Origin of the sequence: Vibrio sp. A1-1 (assembly GCF_021728175.1) — a bacterium.
Lineage (GTDB): Bacteria > Pseudomonadota > Gammaproteobacteria > Enterobacterales > Vibrionaceae > Vibrio > Vibrio diabolicus.
In genome coordinates this window covers 126,717-144,658 of record NZ_JAKKCL010000011.1, presented here as the reverse complement: position 1 = coordinate 144,658, position 17,942 = coordinate 126,717, and the positions used below count along the sequence as shown (strand labels likewise).

Here is a 17,942-nt window from a genome sequence, read left to right as displayed (position 1 = left end):
GTAAACCAATGAAACACACGTTTAAATTATCAATGCTTTGTTCTGCAATCCTTCTTGCTGGTTGTGGTGATAATACATCAAGCTCTGGTACTTCCGACAAAGTTCAATTTGAAGATGAAGTCCAAGCACTGCTCGACCGTGGAACATCTATCAGCTTTACGCTTCAAGGGGCGAATGCGGATGTACCTGCGCCCTCTTACTTATTAATGGACACAACAGATGGCACGCTTGGTCTGCCAACTGACGGTGATGATGCCTTAACCAACCCTAGAGCCTCGATGAATACGATGGATGGATGGTCAACGTCTATGCCAATCGTTCTGAACTTTAAAGGCGATGGTTTTGCAACGGGTATGCTGCCGTCTGGTATTAAAGTCATCAAGATTAATCAACGTTTGACCGAGTGGGATGGTAAGTCTAACCCAATCGAAGACGTTCTCGTTCAGAACCAAGACTACGTAGTTCAAGCAAAAGGCAACTCTCTATATATCCAGTTCATGGATGCGCTTGATGAGTCAAGCGAGTACATTTTTGCAGTAACACAAGATGTTACTGACGTGAATGGTGAGCCAATCGGTACATCAGCAAGTTACGCGACAGGTAAATCGAAAGAAATCGTTTATGAAACTGGTGCTCTTGCTTCTATTCAAGCGGTGACACAAGCGGTGGAAGGCATTTTTGGTCTAGCTCAAGTTAACCCTGACGACATCGTTTACTCCTCCTGGTTCAGCACTCAGTCTGTAGGTGACACTTTGGCGGCGGTTAAAGGTGTAACTGCAACCGGTTTTTCAACGGGTGCAAATACATTAAACGCGGTTTACAAAAACGATGCGAACGAAGGTTCAGTAGATTTATCAACAGCCTACACAATGACACTTGGTGCAACCCAAGACTTTAGCACTGCGCTAGACTCTGACGATGACTTTAGTAAGTACGTTAGTGACCTAGACGCGGCAAAAACGGCAATTAAAGGCCTTTATGCGAAGTCAGGTGCCGATGTAAATGTGACTCAAGGTGTGGTCAGACTGCCTCATTATCTAGAAAAAGGGGCAAACTGGAACATGCAGCCAATGGTATCTGCGATGCCAAGCCTAGCGAAGCTAAGTGCAGCACTGGCGGATCCGAACGAGCAAGCGAACATGGTTCAGCAGCTATCAACTGGCGTTTTCGCAAATAACCCTGTTGACGTGACAAAGCTTGCAACCGATCCTACAGAGCAGCTAAAACTGGTGGGTGCTAAACTCACATTAAGCGATGGTACCCAACTCGACAGTGAACGTATTGTGACTCGCTACTCCCCAGTTCCAGTCGTTAAATCGGTAGAAGATGTCGAAGTACTTGTCTTCACACCTAAATCTGGTGTCGCGACCGACGTTGTGATTTATCAACACGGCATCACTTCAGCAAAAGAGGATTCATATGCCTTCGCGTTTAATATGGTGAAAGCAGGTGTGGCTGTTATTGCTATCGACTTACCTATTCACGGCACACGTAGCTTAGATGAGCAACGTTCAGCTAATGCTAATATCTTGGCGTATCTAAATCTTTCTAACTTGGCAATCGCTCGTGATAACCTACGCCAAAGTGTACTGGATGTATTGGGTTTACGCGCGAGCTTAGTGGTATCGGCGCAAGGTGGTCTGTTGGCAGAAGGGCCTCTACAAGGCTTTAACCCAATCACGGGTTCTAAAGTCAAAATGCTAGGTCATTCTCTTGGTGGTATTGTGGCTACATCTGCTGTCGCAGCAGCAAATAACACGCTAGGCAGCCCCAACGCTGATGCACTTTACACATTTAGCTCTGCGTCTGTACAGAACTCTGGCGGCCAAATCGGCAATTTGCTACTAGGTTCAGAAGCCTATGGCGCTCAGATCAGGCATAACTTAGCATATGCTGCGTCTGCAGACTACGCGAGTTATGCAGATGCGTCATGTACACAATTGGAAGATAAAACGTGTTACGAAGCTTTTGAGGCCGCAGCAACAGAAACTCAGTTAGCAACACTAGAAGCTGGCTTCTCGCAGTTTATCTACGCGGCACAAACCACGCTAGATACCGTAGACCCGTTCACAAACGCGTCAGATTTAGTTGCTTCTGGTTCACTAACAACACCATTCCTGATGACCGAGGTTGATGGCGATGGCAATGTACCAAACAGCGTTCCAAATGCACCGTTTGCCGGGACTGAGCCTCTAGCAGCTAAGCTAGGTTTAACGACCGTAAACAGTGCTAATACAGCCGTGTCTCCAATGGCAAGCTTTGTGCAGTATAACGCTACTGCATCGCACATTACGTTTGTTTCTCCAAATGGCACACTTTCTGATATTGACCATCACGTTGAGATGCAAATGGAAAACACAGACTTCTTAATGGATGACACTTTAACGGGTGTGACTAATACTTCCGTTCTGAAGTAATCGTATCACCTCTCTTACCAAAGCCCAGTTTCGACTGGGCTTTTTCGTTCTCTATCATAAAAAACCGTCCCGTATATCCTTTGCTATAGTTAAATCGGTGTCGTACCTAACTTACTTGTTTGAAAGGAAAACTCTATGCGCATATTCACTATAATGGCCACTGCTTTGCTTCTTGCTGCATGCGGAAGTAGCCAATATCTTATGTCGACAAATGAAGGGAAAATCATTACTTCTTACGGAAAACCAGACCTTAACGAAGAAACGGGTATGTACGAGTATGAAGACATGGATGGGAAAGAAATGAGCATTTCAAAAGATCAAATTGTGCAGATTATAGAACGCTAGCAATATGCCCTCTATATTTTTAGAGGGCCCTACCCACACTTCTGAGCGCAGTTAATACTCACAACGAACTTCTAACTTCCTCAATAAATGAAGCAACCAATTCATCACCCAAAGCAATCAATGCATTTTCTTATATACAGGTATTATTTGTTTAGCGAATATTTTACATCTTCACCCTAATCAGGTTGGAATATTGTAAAATCTCGGCTTTAATTCGCTAACACCCTTTTATTTCTCAGGATAAAGTGGATAATACCGCCACAAAATAACATTACTAAGGTGAGTCCTTATGTCTATTGAAGCTACTCTGCTTGCGCGCTGCGAGTCAAAATGTGAACTGTGTTCTTCTGAATCTCAACTAACAGCATACGCTGTCCCACCTCACGGTAACGTGACCGTTGATACTGCTATCATGGTTTGTGATAAGTGTCTGGGTGAGATCGATGAGCCAAAAGACATTAACCACTGGCGTTGTCTAAACGAAAGCATGTGGAGCCAGGTTCCTGCAGTACAAGTGACAGCATGGCGCCAACTCACTCGCCTAAACTCTGAAAGCTGGGCTCAAGATGCTCTTGACATGATGTACATGGAAGAAGAGCAAATGAACTGGGCGATGAAGGGTATGTCTGATGATGACAAAACGCTGGATTGCAACGGCACTGAACTTAAGAAAGGTGACGATGTAACGGTAATCAAAGACCTACCAGTTAAAGGCACTAACCAAGTAATCAAACAAGGCACAGTGATCCGTGGTATCAGCCTTGGTGATGATCCGAAACTAGTTTCGGGCAAGGCAAATGGCGGTCAGTCAATGTACGTGATCGCAGAATACTGCCGTAAGAAGTAATATCGTATTACTCTACAAGTCAAAACGGGGCACTATTAGTGCCCCGTTTTCATTTCTAATGAACACCAACTTGGAATAAGCTCCTCTACTCCGGTATTGACTCTGTATAGAGTTCTAGCTCCGTTATTCGCGTTTGAGCAGCTAAAAAAATACCGGCTTATAAGCCGGTATTTTCATTCATTATTTCAAGATTAACGGTACATACCGATATCTTTTTGAATGTGAGCTGACAAATCTTCCGCATAGTAACTGCGTGGTGCAGTATTATCTACGAATAGAATGTCTAGTAAGTGAGCAATCAGTCCTTTGAAGTTAACCGCGTAGGTTTTCTTATCCATAGAGGTTGGTAAAGCTACATTTGTCATTTGCATTGCTTGTGCCATGATTGCCTCTCTTTAAAGCAGTAGTCTGTTTTGTTGGCTGTATATTAGTCAGTTTCTTATTGTTTAAGAAATGACAAATTTTACCTATTCGGATTAGATTATCTAATAAAACAAGTCCATTACAAACATCAAAAATACAAATGAATAATTACAGCATAAATAGTCATAAACTGTCTAATTATGTTGAATAACTTAACGTTACCTGCATAAAGCCATCTCGACCAACAACATATTTTTAACATTAAGTTTCGTTATTTATTTTATTTTTAGCGCTTTACTTATATTTTTTGATTAGTAATTTTAACGCTAGAGCGACTGTTCGACTTATTTTTGAGGAGCGATGCCACAACCGCTGATGTCATCACAACGATTAAGAATGTGAGTGACCACGTTGTCGGAATCTCATACTCTGTTCCCACCAATAACATCTTTACACCGATAAACATCATGATCACCGATAATGCTGGTTTTAAGTACACAAACTTGTCTAACATCGCTTGCAGAACAAAGTACAAAGATCGCAAACCCAACAGTGCAAACACGTTCGCGGCTAAGACTAAAAATGGCTCTCGTGTTACCGCGAATATGGCTGGTATAGAATCCAGTGCAAACATTACGTCCATCACTGCAATTACACCGACTACGATCAGCATTGGTGTTGCCACCCACTTACCAGCTTGCTTTAAGATTAAGTGATTTCCTTGGTAATCATCCGTAACTGGCAATATTTTGCGAATAAACTGCTCAGGGTATGGGTTAACTTCTTCTGCTTCACCTTTGTCGCGAGCAAGCTTAATACCTGTCCAAATAAGGAATGCGGCAAAGAGGTACAACACCCAGTGGTACTGCGCAAGTAACTGAGCACCAACCGCAATCATGATAGCCCGTAGAACTAACGCACCAATCACGCCCCAAAGCAGCGCTCGCGGACGCAAATGCTCCGGCACACTGTATTGTGCAAAGATGATGGCAAACACAAACAAGTTATCCACGCTTAGCGACTTCTCTAGTAAGTAGCCTGTTAAGAATGAAACCGTTGCTTTATCGTTCGTATAAGTGCTGTGCGGTGCGTAAAGGTCCCAGAATAAATAGATAGAACCTGCAAAAACAAAGGCAAGTAAGAACCAAAAAACACTCCAAAGGATGGCTTTTTTCATCGTTATTACGCCACCACGCGTTTGATAGATATCAAGCGCAACAAGAACAAGCGTAAAAAGACCAAAAGCGCCATACATCGCTAATGACTCTTGAAGTGGTGCCGATTGGCTCAATTGGGTGGTACTTTCGATAAGAGACATGCTTCCTCCCATGGCGGAAGGACATGAGTTTGGTGACCTTCCGCAGACAATAACAACAAGCAGTCACATAGTAATCATGTGCTGCCAGTCATGAATGCGTTGGTCTCGTTGAAGTGTCGGCGTGGATGAATCACGCAACACCTTTACTTACCGGATAAGCTGATGCTTAACGAGATGACGATAAGTAAACTTGCGCTAACTACTCCCCAAACGCCGCAATGATAACGCCGAATGTCACGCTTTCCAACAAAAAAACTTTGTCCAATCGAAATAAAATTCCTATTAAAAATCAGAAAGAAATATAAAAAGAAAGGAATTGATTCAACCACGTGAACTTTTGTTATGAGGTGTAAAGAGCAGCAAGTGACTCAAGATGATACATTTAGGAGTCAGAGCGTTGTCTTTGAGAACATAGACACAAAAAAGGAGCATAACTGCTCCTTTTCTAACTTCCGTGTTATTAGCAATTCAAAAGCCGCTCAAAGGTACAAAGTAAACTAACGTTGACCAAATTGCGACCCAAGCAACCACCACTGCCGTATCTGTCCAATCTTTATTCCACATACTACCACCCTCATCATCGCATGTAGCAATTGAAGGACAGCAAAATCGATACCAATATCTACTATCTGTGTTGCTGTGTATAAAGTTTGTGACTTTGATTCAAGCAGTTTGGCTCATCGGTCAGAAGTTCAATAAAACAGTCTGCCATGGATAAGTTGGTTACACGCCCCTCGCCTTTCATCTCCAGTAGAGCATCGTAACCTTCTTTCCCTTTCATGGTATAAGCGGAGGAAGTGCCTCGATACCAGGTGTCGTCTTGAACGTCGACCCATTGTTGACCATCAAAAATTGCTAATGACTGAATTCTTTCACCTTTAGGGGCATCAGCTCGGTACTCAAAGTTTAAATTGTAAGTGTATGGATAACTGCCAGAGCCAGTACCTTCCACATCATTGTTGAGTGCATTGTTTATGGCGCCTTCAAGTGCTCGGCGAATAGCACTGCCTCTTACGTCGTAAAAGCCGATCGGAACGGCAAAAGGCAACAATCGTCCGGCAATATCTGCCACTGTGATGTTGCCAGGATTCAATGATGTTCGCACGCCACCCGCATTATGAATCGCAAATTGAACCTCATGTCCGCGTTTATTTAGGCTGTACAAAAATGAACGAGCAACAGAAGAAGCCAGCTCGCTCTCACCAAACTCATCTGGGATTCGCACATGACGCTTTTTGGTGTCAATACTGGCAATGACTTGTGACTGTAACTGCCTTACCCGAGGGATGTATTTATCACTTAGGATTGCTTGAGTCTCCGGGTGTTTCTTACAGACCACCACATTAGGTTGGCCATGGATAAAGTCACATGCGGTTTCGAATACGCCTTGGTCAAGCTGTTGATTTAGTGTCGAGTCCCAAAAAATACGTCGGCCAAGTAACAGTTCATTTTGACCACTCAGCATGGTTGCTTTGCCGTTTTCATCAAATTCAATGACGCAGTGCCCCATGGTCAAAGCATGAAAGCCCGCTTGCACAACGTAGGTATCTTTTACTTTGACACCATAAGGATCATCTTGCCCTAAACCTATTGATGAGAAATCGCCTTGCAGTCGGTGGCTATGTCCACCAACAATAATACCAATCCCCTCAACTTGTTCAGCCAACTCTAAATCGCCTTCATAACCTAAGTGGCTTAGAAGAATGATATTTTTAATACCAGAGGAGTGAATTTGTTTTACGGTCGCCTTAGCGGTTTCAATTGCAGACTTAAATGGCGTATCTGCATCTGGGTTCGCGATATCGCTCATTTTATCAATGGATAATCCGAAAATCGCAACCTGCTCACCATGAAACTCTTTGACGATGTATTGTGCGCTTTGTGTATCCGTTTGATAGCTATACACGTTGTTGCTATCGCTGACTCGGTGAGGCTTTTGAAGCGATTCATTTGATAGATCCCAGTTACCAGCAAGCAATGGAAACTGAGTGCGTTGACAGAATAAGGCAACAGGTTCATTACCCATATCCAATTCATGGTTGCCTAACGCCATCGCATCAATCTTTAATGCATTCAACAAATCGGCGTTGGCTTTACCTTTAAATAATGAGAAATAAAGTGTGCCTTGGAAACAGTCTCCAGCATGGAGAAATAACATCCCATGCCCTTGACGTTGAGCGTCGTCTCGTAGCTGCTCTACTCGGGTTGCGATGCGAGAAAACCCGCCAGCACTCACGTATGGCTCTAACGTGAGTTCTTTGTTGATCTTAAGCTTTAACTGTAATGACGTTGGCTCAAAGTAGGAATGTGTGTCATTGATGTGTGCCAGTTTGATTCTCACTGGCTTATGATTGTTATTCATCTTCATCTTCTCTCTTTTCATTCCTTATAATAATAAGAAGTGAATCATGACAGAATCATGAATTTTATGAAACTGTGATTTTTTGATTTCATGTTTAAGTGATCACGATGCTATCTACACTACTTTTGAAAGCAAGCGTCGCTTGTTGCGGTCTCTATTCAGTAAGGGGCTCTCGTAATTTTGTGAACTGAGCTTAACTCCAATATTTCGAATTAATATATGCTTAGGAGTAGCAAAATAACTCTCTATAATTCAAATAATTGCAAGGAGGATTGAGATGAGACTAGAACGCATCGAAATCTCCGGGTTTAGAGGCATCAAACGCCTTTCACTCTCTTTTGACGAACTCACTACGCTCATCGGTGAGAACACGTGGGGCAAATCATCATTGCTCGATGCCCTTTCTATCGCGCTACCTGCTAATGGCTCATTGTATCAATTCGAATTAAAAGATTTTCACGTTGATTATTCAATTTCTCATCCACAAACCCAACACTTGCAGATCATTGTTTGCTTTAAAGCACAAGACAAGAACGAAGTAAAAGCTGGGCGTTATCGACGGATAAAACCTGCATGGTGCACAAACGAGGATGGTGAGCAGGTCATTTACTATCGAATTAGTGCGTCTCGCGACGAGTATGATATTAAAACTGAATACGCGTTTTTGGATCATCACGGCAAGCCGAAGAAACTGCACCACTCTGAGAAACTCGCTGTAGAGTTGATGACTCTTCACCCTGTTATCCGCCTACGAGACTCCCGACGCTTCCCAGATCTAAACCACGTAAACGGCGACAGCAAAAATGCTCGGATTGAAAAACGAATCAATAACACCTGTCGACGGCTATTGGCGATGCCTGGGCACGTAAACAAGGGTGAGATTCGCAGTAGTCTCGATTCAATGCAAACACTTGTCGAACACTATTTTGCGTTCCGCAGTGTCAGCAAAGGTAACCCACGAAAACCTCGTGATGGTCTTTTTTATACAAGCCCTTCCTCTGATAAAGGATTAAGTCAATTCCTTAAGGAAACAAATGATAAACAGAGCCGCTTGCTTTTAATGGGGCTTCTCAATGCTTACCTTCAAGCAAAAGGCCCTACCGATTTAAGACGCTGCGCAAGACCGATATTGATCATCGAGGACCCAGAAGGCCGACTACACCCAACTCATCTCGCTAGAGCGTGGTCATTATTGCAGTTGTTGCCAATGCAAAAGATTTTAACTACCAACAGCGGTACGTTACTTGGCTCGGTTCCACTTTATTCAATCCGGCGTTTGATTCGCTTGTCAGACCGAACCATTGCCAAGAGCTTAAACTCTGCCAAGTTTGGTAGAGATGAGTTACGCCGAATTGGTTTCCACATTCGTTTTCATCGCTCAGGGGCGTTGTTTGCACGGTGTTGGTTGCTCGTAGAAGGCGAAACTGAAGTTTGGTTATTTCATGAATTGGCTCGTCAATGTGGATATGACTTAGCTGCGGAAGGAGTTCAAATCGTTGAATTTGCGCAGTCAGGGCTGAAATCACTGATCAAAGTAGCAAAAGAGTTCGGTATCGACTGGCATGTTGTTACCGATGGTGACCCGGCAGGTAAAAAGTACGCGCATGCCGTGAGAGCGCAACTCGATCATGATCAGGAAAGGCATAGACTTACAGAGTTACCTGATCGAGACATCGAACATTTTCTATACAATCATGGATTTGAACTTTTCTTTAAGGACATCATCAAAGTTCCTCATGATCACCCTATCCCAGCTAAAAAAGTCGTAAACCGTGTTTTGAAAAAGCATGCAAAACCGGACTTAGCTTTGGCCATTGTCTCTCACTGTGAAGAGAGAGGTATGGAATGCATTCCTGTACTTCTGCGTTGGACACTTAAGCGCGTTGTCACCATGGCAAACGGCAATACATGAGTTAGAGTATTTCACACCTTGCCTTGCCTTGTAATACAAAAAAAGCACACCAAATTGGTGTGCTTGTATCAAACATCATTAATTTTGATTAAAGGTATTGAGAGGGATAAAACTCAATACACAGTGGATACAAATAAGATCGGGGGTTCACTACTGTGCTTGGTCAGCAAGCGTAGAAGAAGTAGTGCTTGATTTCGTATGCAACCAAAGTCCAGTCGCTTTCATTAGATAACCAAACACACCACCTAGCAGCAAAGATGGAATGACAAGTTGCCAGTTTCCATCAGCGGCAAATGTTGCGCAGGAACCAATAAAAGTGCCTGGAATGTACGCGAGCCAAGCCTGTTTCGCTTGAATACACATGAAAAATGCCACAATAGCGGTAATCACATAACCGATAATTTCCAAACCAACGTAAGTTGAACCGTGGATAATTACCATTGCCCAGAATACACCCGTCATATTAGTGATTAAGCTGATACCAAGTCCTTTCAATCCGCTAGTTGGCGCAGCAAAGTAGCTCGTGCAACCTAAAAAACCAGCCCAAGAAAGCAAACCTAAAGAAATGGCGATCCAACCCCATACGCCAGATAAAATTCCAGTAGTGATAGAGATAGCTAAAAGTGTCGTCATGGTAGTCGTACCTGCTTGGCTATTATCGTACTCATATGGCTCAATAACTGCCTTCATACATTGAAATCAAGGACACATGTTAGATACATCAGTCTTGTTTATCGGTGATAATGATCACAATAAGGTTATAACAATTTCATGACTTGCACTAAAAGTTTGACGCAACCGATAAATCAACAGATTTAGGGAATGAGTATTTCTAGTGCTAGGTAAAAAGGATGTGTGTTGGATAGCCCCAATACTGTACATAGAAATATGCCACTCACCATTAAGCGAGTGGCATTGCTGTGCTTCTAGAGTTTATTGCGTGTATTGAGTAGTAACTTACAATACCGAAGGTTTACCTTTCATCATTCGCAGACCTTCTCGTTTAATGCAGTCGACTAGTGGGTTTTCTGCCATATCAGCTCGCCATATAAATGAAAGTGTCCTTTCCATTTTTAGCTCGGGCACATTTAACGCAACAAGATGACCCGCTTCTATATATCGCTCTACATCTAAATACGGTAAACAAGTAAGGTACTGGCCGTTAGCAACTAAACTGCGTAACACCGGAACGTGCTCGTACTCTCGCCACACATCCAAATCTTCAATTAGATGATGAATAGAGCTATCAAATGTTTTTCGTGTGCCAGAGCCATGCTCTCTCAACACCCACTTCGCTTGTTCTAACTGCGCGAGGCTTACAGATTGATTGCGAGCAAAAGGATGATGAGAAGCAGCGACAACAGTAAGATGGTCTCGGCACCAGACTTCTTGGTGCAAACGGTTATCGTCACAACGCCCCTCGATGATCCCTAAGTCATATTTATAATCTAATACGCCATCAATAACCCCTTTTGTACTCTGCACACCAAGGGAAATACGCATTTCTGGAAAGTCATTATCAATGATACTGATAAGGTCTGGAACCAGATGCTCTGCCGGAGTTTGACTCGCGCCCATGCGAATCTCACCGCTTAACAAATGTTGCTCATAAAAGCCCATTTCAATCTGCAGTGCGTCTTGTAATAAGCGTTTTGCTTTTGGTCGTAGCCACATACCCCAATGGGTTAACGCCATTTGCTTGCCCTGCCTCTCAAATAAAGGCCTGCCAAGCATTTTTTCTAATTGCGCAAGCGACATACTTGTCGCTGATTGTGTCAAAGCCAGTTTCTCTGCGGCCTGGCTTACACTGCCGGTATCTGCAACTGCGTCAAAAACCGCTAATTGCTTAAGTGAGTAGCGCAAAGTGTCCTCCATTATTGGTGAGTATTTTTCATACCCTCACAATCGTTAAAAACATGCCCCAATAAGCAATAGAGTTCATTTTACCTAGCCGCATAAAGTTATCAATTAATTTGATGAGGTTTCTAAATATTATCAATTTTACCTACCAAACCCTTCTCCTTATTCTGACTGTGCGGTTCGGGAACACCGCAAGCCTCAATGACTTTGAGACTGAAGTCATTGAGGCTTCTAAATAAAAACAACAATTTCATTTTTGAGTTAATAACCAAGGAATTTTTATGCGATTACAAATTAAGGAGTCAATATGGCGGTGACCAGCTCTCAAAATCACCAGTACTTTTCTCCAAAAGAAATGATGGCTGAAGCGGAAAAATTTGCGTTAAGTAAAGCAAACAAAACCAGCAGTATGACACTGAGTCTTGCCATCATGGCGGGCGCGTTCATTGGATTGGCGTTCTTGTTTTACATCACGGTGACTACTGGCAGCGCTGGCGCTGGTTGGGGCTTAAGCCGTCTTGCTGGCGGATTAGCATTTAGTATGGGCTTGATCCTCATCGTGATCTGCGGTGGTGAACTATTTACCAGCTCAGTTCTTTCCAGTATCTCATGGGCCAATAAGCAAATCTCGTTCGGAAAAATGCTTTCTATTTGGGGCAAGGTTTACGTTGGCAACTTCATTGGTGCGATGTTCCTACTTGCGCTAGTTACTGCAGCTGGTCTTTATCAAATGGATAGCGGTCAATGGGGGTTAAATGCGCTTAACATCGCGCAGCACAAGCTTCATCACACTCTCATTCAGGCGTTTGCGCTCGGTATCCTTTGTAACCTATTGGTCTGCCTCGCGATTTGGTTAACGTTTAGCTCTGCAAATGCAATGACAAAAGCAGCAATGACAATCATGCCTGTGGCCATGTTTGTCAGCAGTGGCTTTGAACACTGTGTCGCGAACATGTTTATGGTTCCACTTGGCATTGTTATCGCGAACTTTGCACCTGAGTCTTTTTGGGCCTCCGTCGGTGTGCCCGCTTCACAGTACGCAGACTTAAATATTGGGCACTTTATTACCGCTAACTTAATTCCTGTCACGCTTGGCAACATCGTCGGCGGAGCGGTTTTAGTTGGTCTTGCAAACTGGTGCATTTTTCGCCGACCAGAACTAAAAGCAGCGAATATCTCTTCTATCACAACGACTACAACACTCTCGTCAGTTAAGGATTTCACCATGAAAAACGCATCTTTTGTTAAAGACATTATGAACCCAAAACCAGTTACCATCAGTGCAGAAACCCCGATAGCAATCGCACTGGATGTGCTACTTGATAACAACGTAACTAGCGCACCTGTTGTAGACGTACAAAATCGATTGGTTGGCTTCTTCTCTGCTCACGATGTGATGGTAGAACTATGGTGTGAGGACTACATTCCGGTGAAAGACCAAAAAGTCGTCGACATCATGAGCCGCGATGTGGTCGCAATTGATGCTGGTGACCGTCTCGTTGATGTTGTCGAGTTCCTATGTATCGATAAAGAGCAGTTGTACCCAACGAGCAGCATGGGCATCGCCACTCGCATGACGTCTTTATCTTTAGAAGAACGCGCAAAAAGCATCAAAGTGAGCAAGCCACAAGTACTTCCTGTACTTGAAAATGGCCAGATGGTCGGTGTTGTTACTCGTACTGAAGTATTAAAAGCACTACGCCCGATTTTTGGTGAGCGTTTAAACCTAGTAGAAAAAAACGAGTTAGAAACAGCGTAATTCATTAAACGCTTGCAACGTCTGTTGGCTTTCAATCGCTGTCACTGACTGGCTTGCCAATGTTGTCGATTGTGATTGAGGTAATAAAAAAGCGCTCTTCCGTTGAAGAGCGCTTTTACTGTATCTAAAAGAAGTTCGTTACTTCTTAACGCCTTCGATATGAAGTTCCATATCAACATAGCTTGAAGCACCCATTACTGGGATATCAAAGTCAGCAAGCTCGAGGCGAGTGTTACCAACGAAGCCAGCGCGCTCACCACCCCATGGGTCACTACCTGCGCCAACAAATTCAGCTTCGATAGTAATAGGCTTAGTAACACCGTGTAGCGTTAGATCACCAGTTACATCTAGCTTGCCATTGCCTTTATCAACCACTTTTGTGCTTTTAAAGGTCGCTTCGCTGTATTTACCAGCATCAATGAAGTCACCACTACGAATGTGCTTGTCACGTTCAGCGTGGTTGGAGTCTAAGCTAGTTGTATCAACAACAACATTCACTTTTGAATCAGCAATGTTGTTCTCATCAAAAGAAAAGTCACCAGAAAATGTATTGAAACGACCTTTGATGAAGCTGTAACCCAAGTGACTAACTTTAAAGTTAATTGAAGCGTGAGCACCTTTGGTATCGATGACATAATCTGCAGCTTGCGCACCAAATGGTAGTGCCATAGCGATAGCTAATCCTGTAGCGAAGAGTGACTTTTTCATTTTGAAGCTCCTAACATTTTTCTTAATGTGTTGTCTTTATCGATAAAGTGGTGTTTTAGCGCAGCAATAGCGTGCAAACCTGCTATCAGGATGACGGCCCAAGCTGCGTAGAAGTGAATTTCACCCGCTATGTCTGATTGTCCTGGGAATAACTCTCCCGCTCCTGGCACGGTAAACCAATTAAACACTTCGATACCGCGTCCATCAGACGTTGAAATGAGGTAACCTGAAACAAAGATGGTGACCAATAGTAGGTACATAACACCATGCGCCGCTTTAGCAGCAAGCACTTCGTAAGGTTTGCCTTCTACCTTTGGTGACGCCGTAACATGTTTCCATACAATGCGTGCCAAAGTTAAAATAGCGAGTAAAATACCGACAGAGCGATGGTAATGTGGTGCAGTTCGATACCATTCGCTGTAATAGCTAAGGTCGACCATCCACAAACCCACTGCAAATAGACCAATAATGCACAGCGCAGATAACCAGTGCATCACGCGTGCAGTAAGGTTGTAATTCTTTACCAGTGTATCCATCTCAAGTTCCTAGATATATTCCTAAGTTAATGTTGAGCAAGAAACACTACATTAACCTATTTACGTCATATGAAACAGATTATTTACCATCATTTACATCCAGCCAATGGCACCGTATCTATCAAGTTGTTCGAATTTTTTGAAGGAACTTTAAATCGTTTATAAAACTGAAACTTACAGCTTAACTTCTTGTTCTATCTCATACAGCTCTTCGGACACTTCTAACATTCTACGTTCAACCAGTGATTTTGCATCTTCCACCCCCTTGTTGTAATAAATTGGCCCTAGTTTTTCTGTAATGAAATCAATAAGAAATTCACTATCGAACTGGCCAATCTCAACATCTAGTTCGTCCTGCATATAATCTTGAATGGCGGTTGCCAGCGTTTCTTTTTGTGCACGTTCTAACTTTATCATCTTTGCCCTTTTTCAGAATTTTGTTCTATGTGTGCTTCTATCGTCTTGCTCTCTTAAAGAGTAGGCGCGATCATTTGTGAGAAATTTGGTGTTTAGATCAAGAAGTTGCCGAAGTAAATTAGTCTATTCTCAAAAGACTATGCTAACCTTTTGCAGTTCGTTTTGTTAATTATTAAGGGATATTCTTTGCTACTCGACCTAGTGATTCAAAGTGTTAATGATTTTCAAGACGACTGTCTTAAGCTGTGTGAAAAGCATTACCCTGCGGTACATAACCAAGGCATGAGTGAGCATCATCTTGGTCTCGCGTTTTCAAGAAGAATGGAACACACTTTCCGTCACTTCGGATACAACAGCGTGGTAAAACCAATTGAAGTTTTAAATACGCCGGACCTTCCTCATCACTACCGTATTTCATCTGAAATAGGCACGGTTTGGGTCCTGAGCCACCATATGGTCAGTGCGGGAAAATCTTGTCGAGAAAACTTACTCTCATCAATTACTGAATGGCAAAGCGAATATGGTTATGCGCTGCAACCGAATGATCTACTCTTTTTAGTTTGTGATCATTGGATCAGTCGCAGTAAAACGAGCCGAGAGTTGCTTCATTGGTGGATGGGTGAACTGCCCGATCAGATCAACGAATACACGGAGCAAGGCATCACGCTGTACACCAGCGAATCGCAGCTCACGCAATCGTTAGACACTCGATTTGGCATTAGCCCTTGTTACATTAAGTTTGGTCATCCTTTGCGTCGCTCGAACAAACAACAGTTGGTCAGAAAATACTTACAACTGTATGCAGTACTACAATGGTAACATCAAATTGCAATAGGAAGATTGTCAGTCATTTCATCAATTTGTTTGATATCACTCGACAAATCTAATCATCTCTTACCATCGTTCTTGCTTGAGTTCATGAGCCCACTTAGATTCACTGCCAATGAAATAAAAAATTAGCACGATAGCGCTGATGTAGAAGCATTGATTTAGGTTGTTGTAACAATGATGAGCACCTCGCAACTCCTTAGTTGCATCCGCAAACAAGCCGACGGGCAATATATTGCGAAATACGCAAAGCTCACTCTTCGAAGTGTCTTTCAACCTATATATAAAAAAGATATTTCTATCGTTGGCCTTGAGGCACTAGTAAGAATTACCAATGCTAATGGCACCATGATCAGGCCAGATCAGTTTTTCCAATCAAAAACCATTGCCGCTCAAGACCTACTCAATGTCGAACGCTTAAGTCGCCTAATTCATATCAAAAACTTTGCCCAATCTCACTTTCACAATAAACAACTGTTTCTTAATGTATTACCAGAAGCAGCAAAAATACTAGCCAGGGACATCACGTACAATAGGCTGCTAAAACAAACCATTTATCAATCTCATTTAGTAAATGAACAAATCGTCATGGAGTTGCTTGAGTTGAACGTAGAAGACGAGTCCTCGTTGTCGCAAGCAGCTCGTGAATTAAGCCAAGGCGGGTTTAAATTGGCGATCGACGATTATGGCGTCAATGCCTCAACAATTGAACGAGTGAAAGGCGTTCGTCCAGACATAATAAAGATGGATCGCTCGTTAATGCTGAGATACGAAAATGGTGACTGGAAAGCTCTAGTCGATGCATTATCACTAGCAAGAACGTTGCGCTCTAAAACCGTTATCGAAGGAATTGAAACCGAGCATCAACTTAACTTAATGAAAAAACTCGGTTTCGATATGTATCAAGGATACCTACTCGCTATCCCGCAAACGTTAGACGTTTATGAAGAGGCAAAAACAGCCTGACTATGTAAGAACAAAAGTTTGTGCGGTTTAGCGAGAGTTACGTGATTTACCACGGTTCTTATGAATCGCTAATTTTGCTTTTAGCTTACGCTTCTCTGATGAACGGCTTCGACGGCGTCCACTACCATTTTTCTCAGGCTCGACTTCTTCTATAAGGCTTGGCTCGAAGCCTGCCAACCATTCTTGCGGTAGGCGTTGATCAAGCAAATTCTCGATAGCATGCAATAAATATTCTTCATCCCGACTCATTAGAGAGACAGCTAAACCTGACTTTCCTGCACGGCCAGTACGGCCTATACGGTGGACATAATCTTCGGCTTTAAATGGCATATCAAAGTTCACCACTTGCTCTAACTCTTGAATATCCAGTCCTCGTGCTGCTACATCTGTCGCAATCAACGCACGCACCTTACCTTGTTTGAACTCATCCAACGCTCTTTGACGCGCACCCTGTGACTTATCCCCGTTAATTGAAACCGCTTTTATGCCATCTAACTTAAGCTCTTTTGCTAGCTCATCGCTACCTTGCTTAGTTTTTGTAAATACAAGCACTTGCTGCCAATTGCGCGAGCCAATCAAGTACGCCAATAATTCACGTTTACGCTTTTTGTCTACAGGATAAACCATCTGTTTTACTGTTTCTGCCGTCGTGTTTGCTGGTGACACTTCAACTTCAACCGGCGATTCCATGAGTTTGTACGCAATAGTCTTGATTCGCTTTTCAAATGTCGCAGAGAACAACAGAATCTGTTTTTCGGCGGGTAAACGTCGGAAGATGCGTTGCAAGTCAGGCCAGAATCCCATATCTAACATACGGTCGGCTTCGTCTAGAACGAGCATACTGGTTTTGGAGATGTTTACGTTGCCATTAAACAGATGATCCAAAAGGCGGCCTGGTGTTGCAATCAAAATATCAGCGCCCTCTTCTAACTTCCTCTTTTGTACGCCAATGCTTGTACCACCATAAACACACACAATGCGAAGTTCGGTTTGTGCAGAGTACTGATTCAAATTATCAAATACCTGCTGCGCAAGCTCGCGTGTTGGAACCAAAACCAATGCTTGAGGCGTACCGTTGAGTTTCTTTTGCTGAACGGTTTGTATAATAGGTAAACCAAACGCAGCTGTTTTCCCCGTACCAGTTTGTGCAGCAGCAAGTAAGTTCTTTCCTTCAAGGACATGTGGAATAGACTTTTCTTGCACTGGTGTTGGTGTCACGATATTTAGATTGCTTAGCGTCTCGATTAGCTTTTGTTCAATGCCTAAGTCAGCAAAATTAACAGACATGTGTAACCTCATTATTT

The 17,942-nt window shown here is 43.0% G+C and carries 16 protein-coding genes; 7 read left to right on the top strand and 9 right to left on the bottom strand.

All coding sequences use genetic code 11. The features are described 5' to 3' along the window. The first annotated feature begins 8 nt into the window (after positions 1-8). The 3 genes from L3V30_RS16220 (at position 9) to L3V30_RS16210 (ending at position 3,609) form a co-directional block, all read left to right on the top strand. Positions 9-2,417, top strand: coding sequence for a VolA/Pla-1 family phospholipase (locus L3V30_RS16220; protein ID WP_237309303.1), 2,409 nt, complete (start codon positions 9-11; stop codon positions 2,415-2,417). A 135-nt stretch (positions 2,418-2,552) separates the two neighbouring features. Continuing rightward, a complete protein-coding gene (locus L3V30_RS16215; RefSeq protein WP_041853072.1) occupies positions 2,553-2,762 on the top strand; it encodes a YgdI/YgdR family lipoprotein in 210 nt (69 codons plus the stop codon). Between the two features lie 289 nt (positions 2,763-3,051). Then, positions 3,052-3,609 carry an alkylphosphonate utilization protein gene (locus L3V30_RS16210; protein ID WP_005395511.1) on the top strand — a complete coding sequence of 186 codons (558 nt, stop codon included), beginning with the start codon at positions 3,052-3,054 and terminating at the stop codon, positions 3,607-3,609. Between the two features lie 191 nt (positions 3,610-3,800). Here the strand turns inward: L3V30_RS16210 and L3V30_RS16205 are convergent, their stop codons facing one another. The 3 genes from L3V30_RS16205 to L3V30_RS16195 all read right to left on the bottom strand — a co-directional run bounded on the left by L3V30_RS16205 (position 3,801) and on the right by L3V30_RS16195 (position 7,658). Next, positions 3,801-3,992, bottom strand: a complete 192-nt coding sequence (locus L3V30_RS16205) for a hypothetical protein (protein ID WP_005376351.1) — start codon at positions 3,990-3,992, stop codon at positions 3,801-3,803. A gap of 278 nt (positions 3,993-4,270) precedes the next feature. Continuing rightward, positions 4,271-5,290, bottom strand: coding sequence for a TerC/Alx family metal homeostasis membrane protein (locus L3V30_RS16200; RefSeq protein WP_134645655.1), 1,020 nt, complete (start codon positions 5,288-5,290; stop codon positions 4,271-4,273). Between the two features lie 625 nt (positions 5,291-5,915). Continuing rightward, complete coding sequence (locus L3V30_RS16195; RefSeq protein ID WP_237309302.1) at positions 5,916-7,658, bottom strand: bifunctional UDP-sugar hydrolase/5'-nucleotidase; 1,743 nt, start codon at positions 7,656-7,658, stop codon at positions 5,916-5,918. A 271-nt stretch (positions 7,659-7,929) separates the two neighbouring features. Here L3V30_RS16195 and L3V30_RS16190 point away from each other — a divergent pair, with 271 nt between their 5' ends. Beyond that, on the top strand, positions 7,930-9,564 hold the full coding sequence (locus tag L3V30_RS16190) for an ATP-dependent endonuclease (RefSeq protein WP_237309301.1): 1,635 nt from the start codon (positions 7,930-7,932) through the stop codon (positions 9,562-9,564). Positions 9,565-9,714: 150 nt separating this feature from the next. Here L3V30_RS16190 and L3V30_RS16185 read toward each other — a convergent pair whose 3' ends face one another. Both L3V30_RS16185 and L3V30_RS16180 read right to left on the bottom strand, forming a co-directional pair. Beyond that, positions 9,715-10,197: a DUF1097 domain-containing protein gene (locus L3V30_RS16185; RefSeq protein WP_237309320.1), complete on the bottom strand. Its 483-nt coding sequence runs from the start codon at positions 10,195-10,197 to the stop codon at positions 9,715-9,717. Positions 10,198-10,521: 324 nt separating this feature from the next. Then, complete coding sequence (locus tag L3V30_RS16180; protein ID WP_005395522.1) at positions 10,522-11,427, bottom strand: LysR substrate-binding domain-containing protein; 906 nt, start codon at positions 11,425-11,427, stop codon at positions 10,522-10,524. Between the two features lie 304 nt (positions 11,428-11,731). Between L3V30_RS16180 and focA the strand changes: the two genes are divergently transcribed. After that, positions 11,732-13,183, top strand: a complete 1,452-nt coding sequence (gene focA, locus L3V30_RS16175; RefSeq protein WP_012842317.1) for a formate transporter FocA — start codon at positions 11,732-11,734, stop codon at positions 13,181-13,183. A gap of 138 nt (positions 13,184-13,321) precedes the next feature. Here the strand turns inward: focA and L3V30_RS16170 are convergent, their stop codons facing one another. The 3 genes from L3V30_RS16170 to L3V30_RS16160 form a co-directional block, all read right to left on the bottom strand. Further along, entirely contained in the window at positions 13,322-13,891 is a 570-nt protein-coding gene (locus tag L3V30_RS16170; RefSeq protein ID WP_005395526.1) for a YceI family protein, read from the bottom strand. Continuing rightward, entirely contained in the window at positions 13,888-14,427 is a 540-nt protein-coding gene (locus L3V30_RS16165; protein ID WP_012842319.1) for a cytochrome b, read from the bottom strand. Before L3V30_RS16165 ends, L3V30_RS16170 begins: the two co-directional genes overlap by 4 nt. A gap of 174 nt (positions 14,428-14,601) precedes the next feature. Further along, positions 14,602-14,844 carry a DUF2164 domain-containing protein gene (locus tag L3V30_RS16160; RefSeq protein ID WP_005395529.1) on the bottom strand — a complete coding sequence of 81 codons (243 nt, stop codon included), beginning with the start codon at positions 14,842-14,844 and terminating at the stop codon, positions 14,602-14,604. Between the two features lie 186 nt (positions 14,845-15,030). Here L3V30_RS16160 and L3V30_RS16155 point away from each other — a divergent pair, with 186 nt between their 5' ends. Next, positions 15,031-15,663 (top strand): hypothetical protein, encoded by a 633-nt coding sequence (locus tag L3V30_RS16155; RefSeq protein ID WP_005395531.1) that lies wholly within the window; start codon positions 15,031-15,033, stop codon positions 15,661-15,663. Between the two features lie 186 nt (positions 15,664-15,849). Then, positions 15,850-16,638: an EAL domain-containing protein gene (locus tag L3V30_RS16150; protein ID WP_005395532.1), complete on the top strand. Its 789-nt coding sequence runs from the start codon at positions 15,850-15,852 to the stop codon at positions 16,636-16,638. 27 nt (positions 16,639-16,665) lie between these two features. Here L3V30_RS16150 and L3V30_RS16145 read toward each other — a convergent pair whose 3' ends face one another. Further along, positions 16,666-17,925 carry a DEAD/DEAH box helicase gene (locus L3V30_RS16145; RefSeq protein ID WP_085343685.1) on the bottom strand — a complete coding sequence of 420 codons (1,260 nt, stop codon included), beginning with the start codon at positions 17,923-17,925 and terminating at the stop codon, positions 16,666-16,668. Positions 17,926-17,942 lie beyond the last annotated feature (17 nt).

Coding starts and splice junctions, on each gene's coding strand:
- L3V30_RS16195 (WP_237309302.1), bottom strand. CDS start 7,658: ATGAAGATGAATAACAATCATAAGCCAGTGAGAATCAAACTGGCACAC.
- L3V30_RS16165 (WP_012842319.1), bottom strand. CDS start 14,427: ATGGATACACTGGTAAAGAATTACAACCTTACTGCACGCGTGATGCAC.
- L3V30_RS16170 (WP_005395526.1), bottom strand. CDS start 13,891: ATGAAAAAGTCACTCTTCGCTACAGGATTAGCTATCGCTATGGCACTA.
- L3V30_RS16205 (WP_005376351.1), bottom strand. CDS start 3,992: ATGGCACAAGCAATGCAAATGACAAATGTAGCTTTACCAACCTCTATG.
- L3V30_RS16160 (WP_005395529.1), bottom strand. CDS start 14,844: ATGATAAAGTTAGAACGTGCACAAAAAGAAACGCTGGCAACCGCCATT.
- L3V30_RS16190 (WP_237309301.1), top strand. CDS start 7,930: ATGAGACTAGAACGCATCGAAATCTCCGGGTTTAGAGGCATCAAACGC.
- focA (WP_012842317.1), top strand. CDS start 11,732: ATGGCGGTGACCAGCTCTCAAAATCACCAGTACTTTTCTCCAAAAGAA.
- L3V30_RS16200 (WP_134645655.1), bottom strand. CDS start 5,290: ATGTCTCTTATCGAAAGTACCACCCAATTGAGCCAATCGGCACCACTT.
- L3V30_RS16210 (WP_005395511.1), top strand. CDS start 3,052: ATGTCTATTGAAGCTACTCTGCTTGCGCGCTGCGAGTCAAAATGTGAA.
- L3V30_RS16145 (WP_085343685.1), bottom strand. CDS start 17,925: ATGTCTGTTAATTTTGCTGACTTAGGCATTGAACAAAAGCTAATCGAG.
- L3V30_RS16215 (WP_041853072.1), top strand. CDS start 2,553: ATGCGCATATTCACTATAATGGCCACTGCTTTGCTTCTTGCTGCATGC.
- L3V30_RS16150 (WP_005395532.1), top strand. CDS start 15,850: ATGATGAGCACCTCGCAACTCCTTAGTTGCATCCGCAAACAAGCCGAC.
- L3V30_RS16220 (WP_237309303.1), top strand. CDS start 9: ATGAAACACACGTTTAAATTATCAATGCTTTGTTCTGCAATCCTTCTT.
- L3V30_RS16185 (WP_237309320.1), bottom strand. CDS start 10,197: ATGACGACACTTTTAGCTATCTCTATCACTACTGGAATTTTATCTGGC.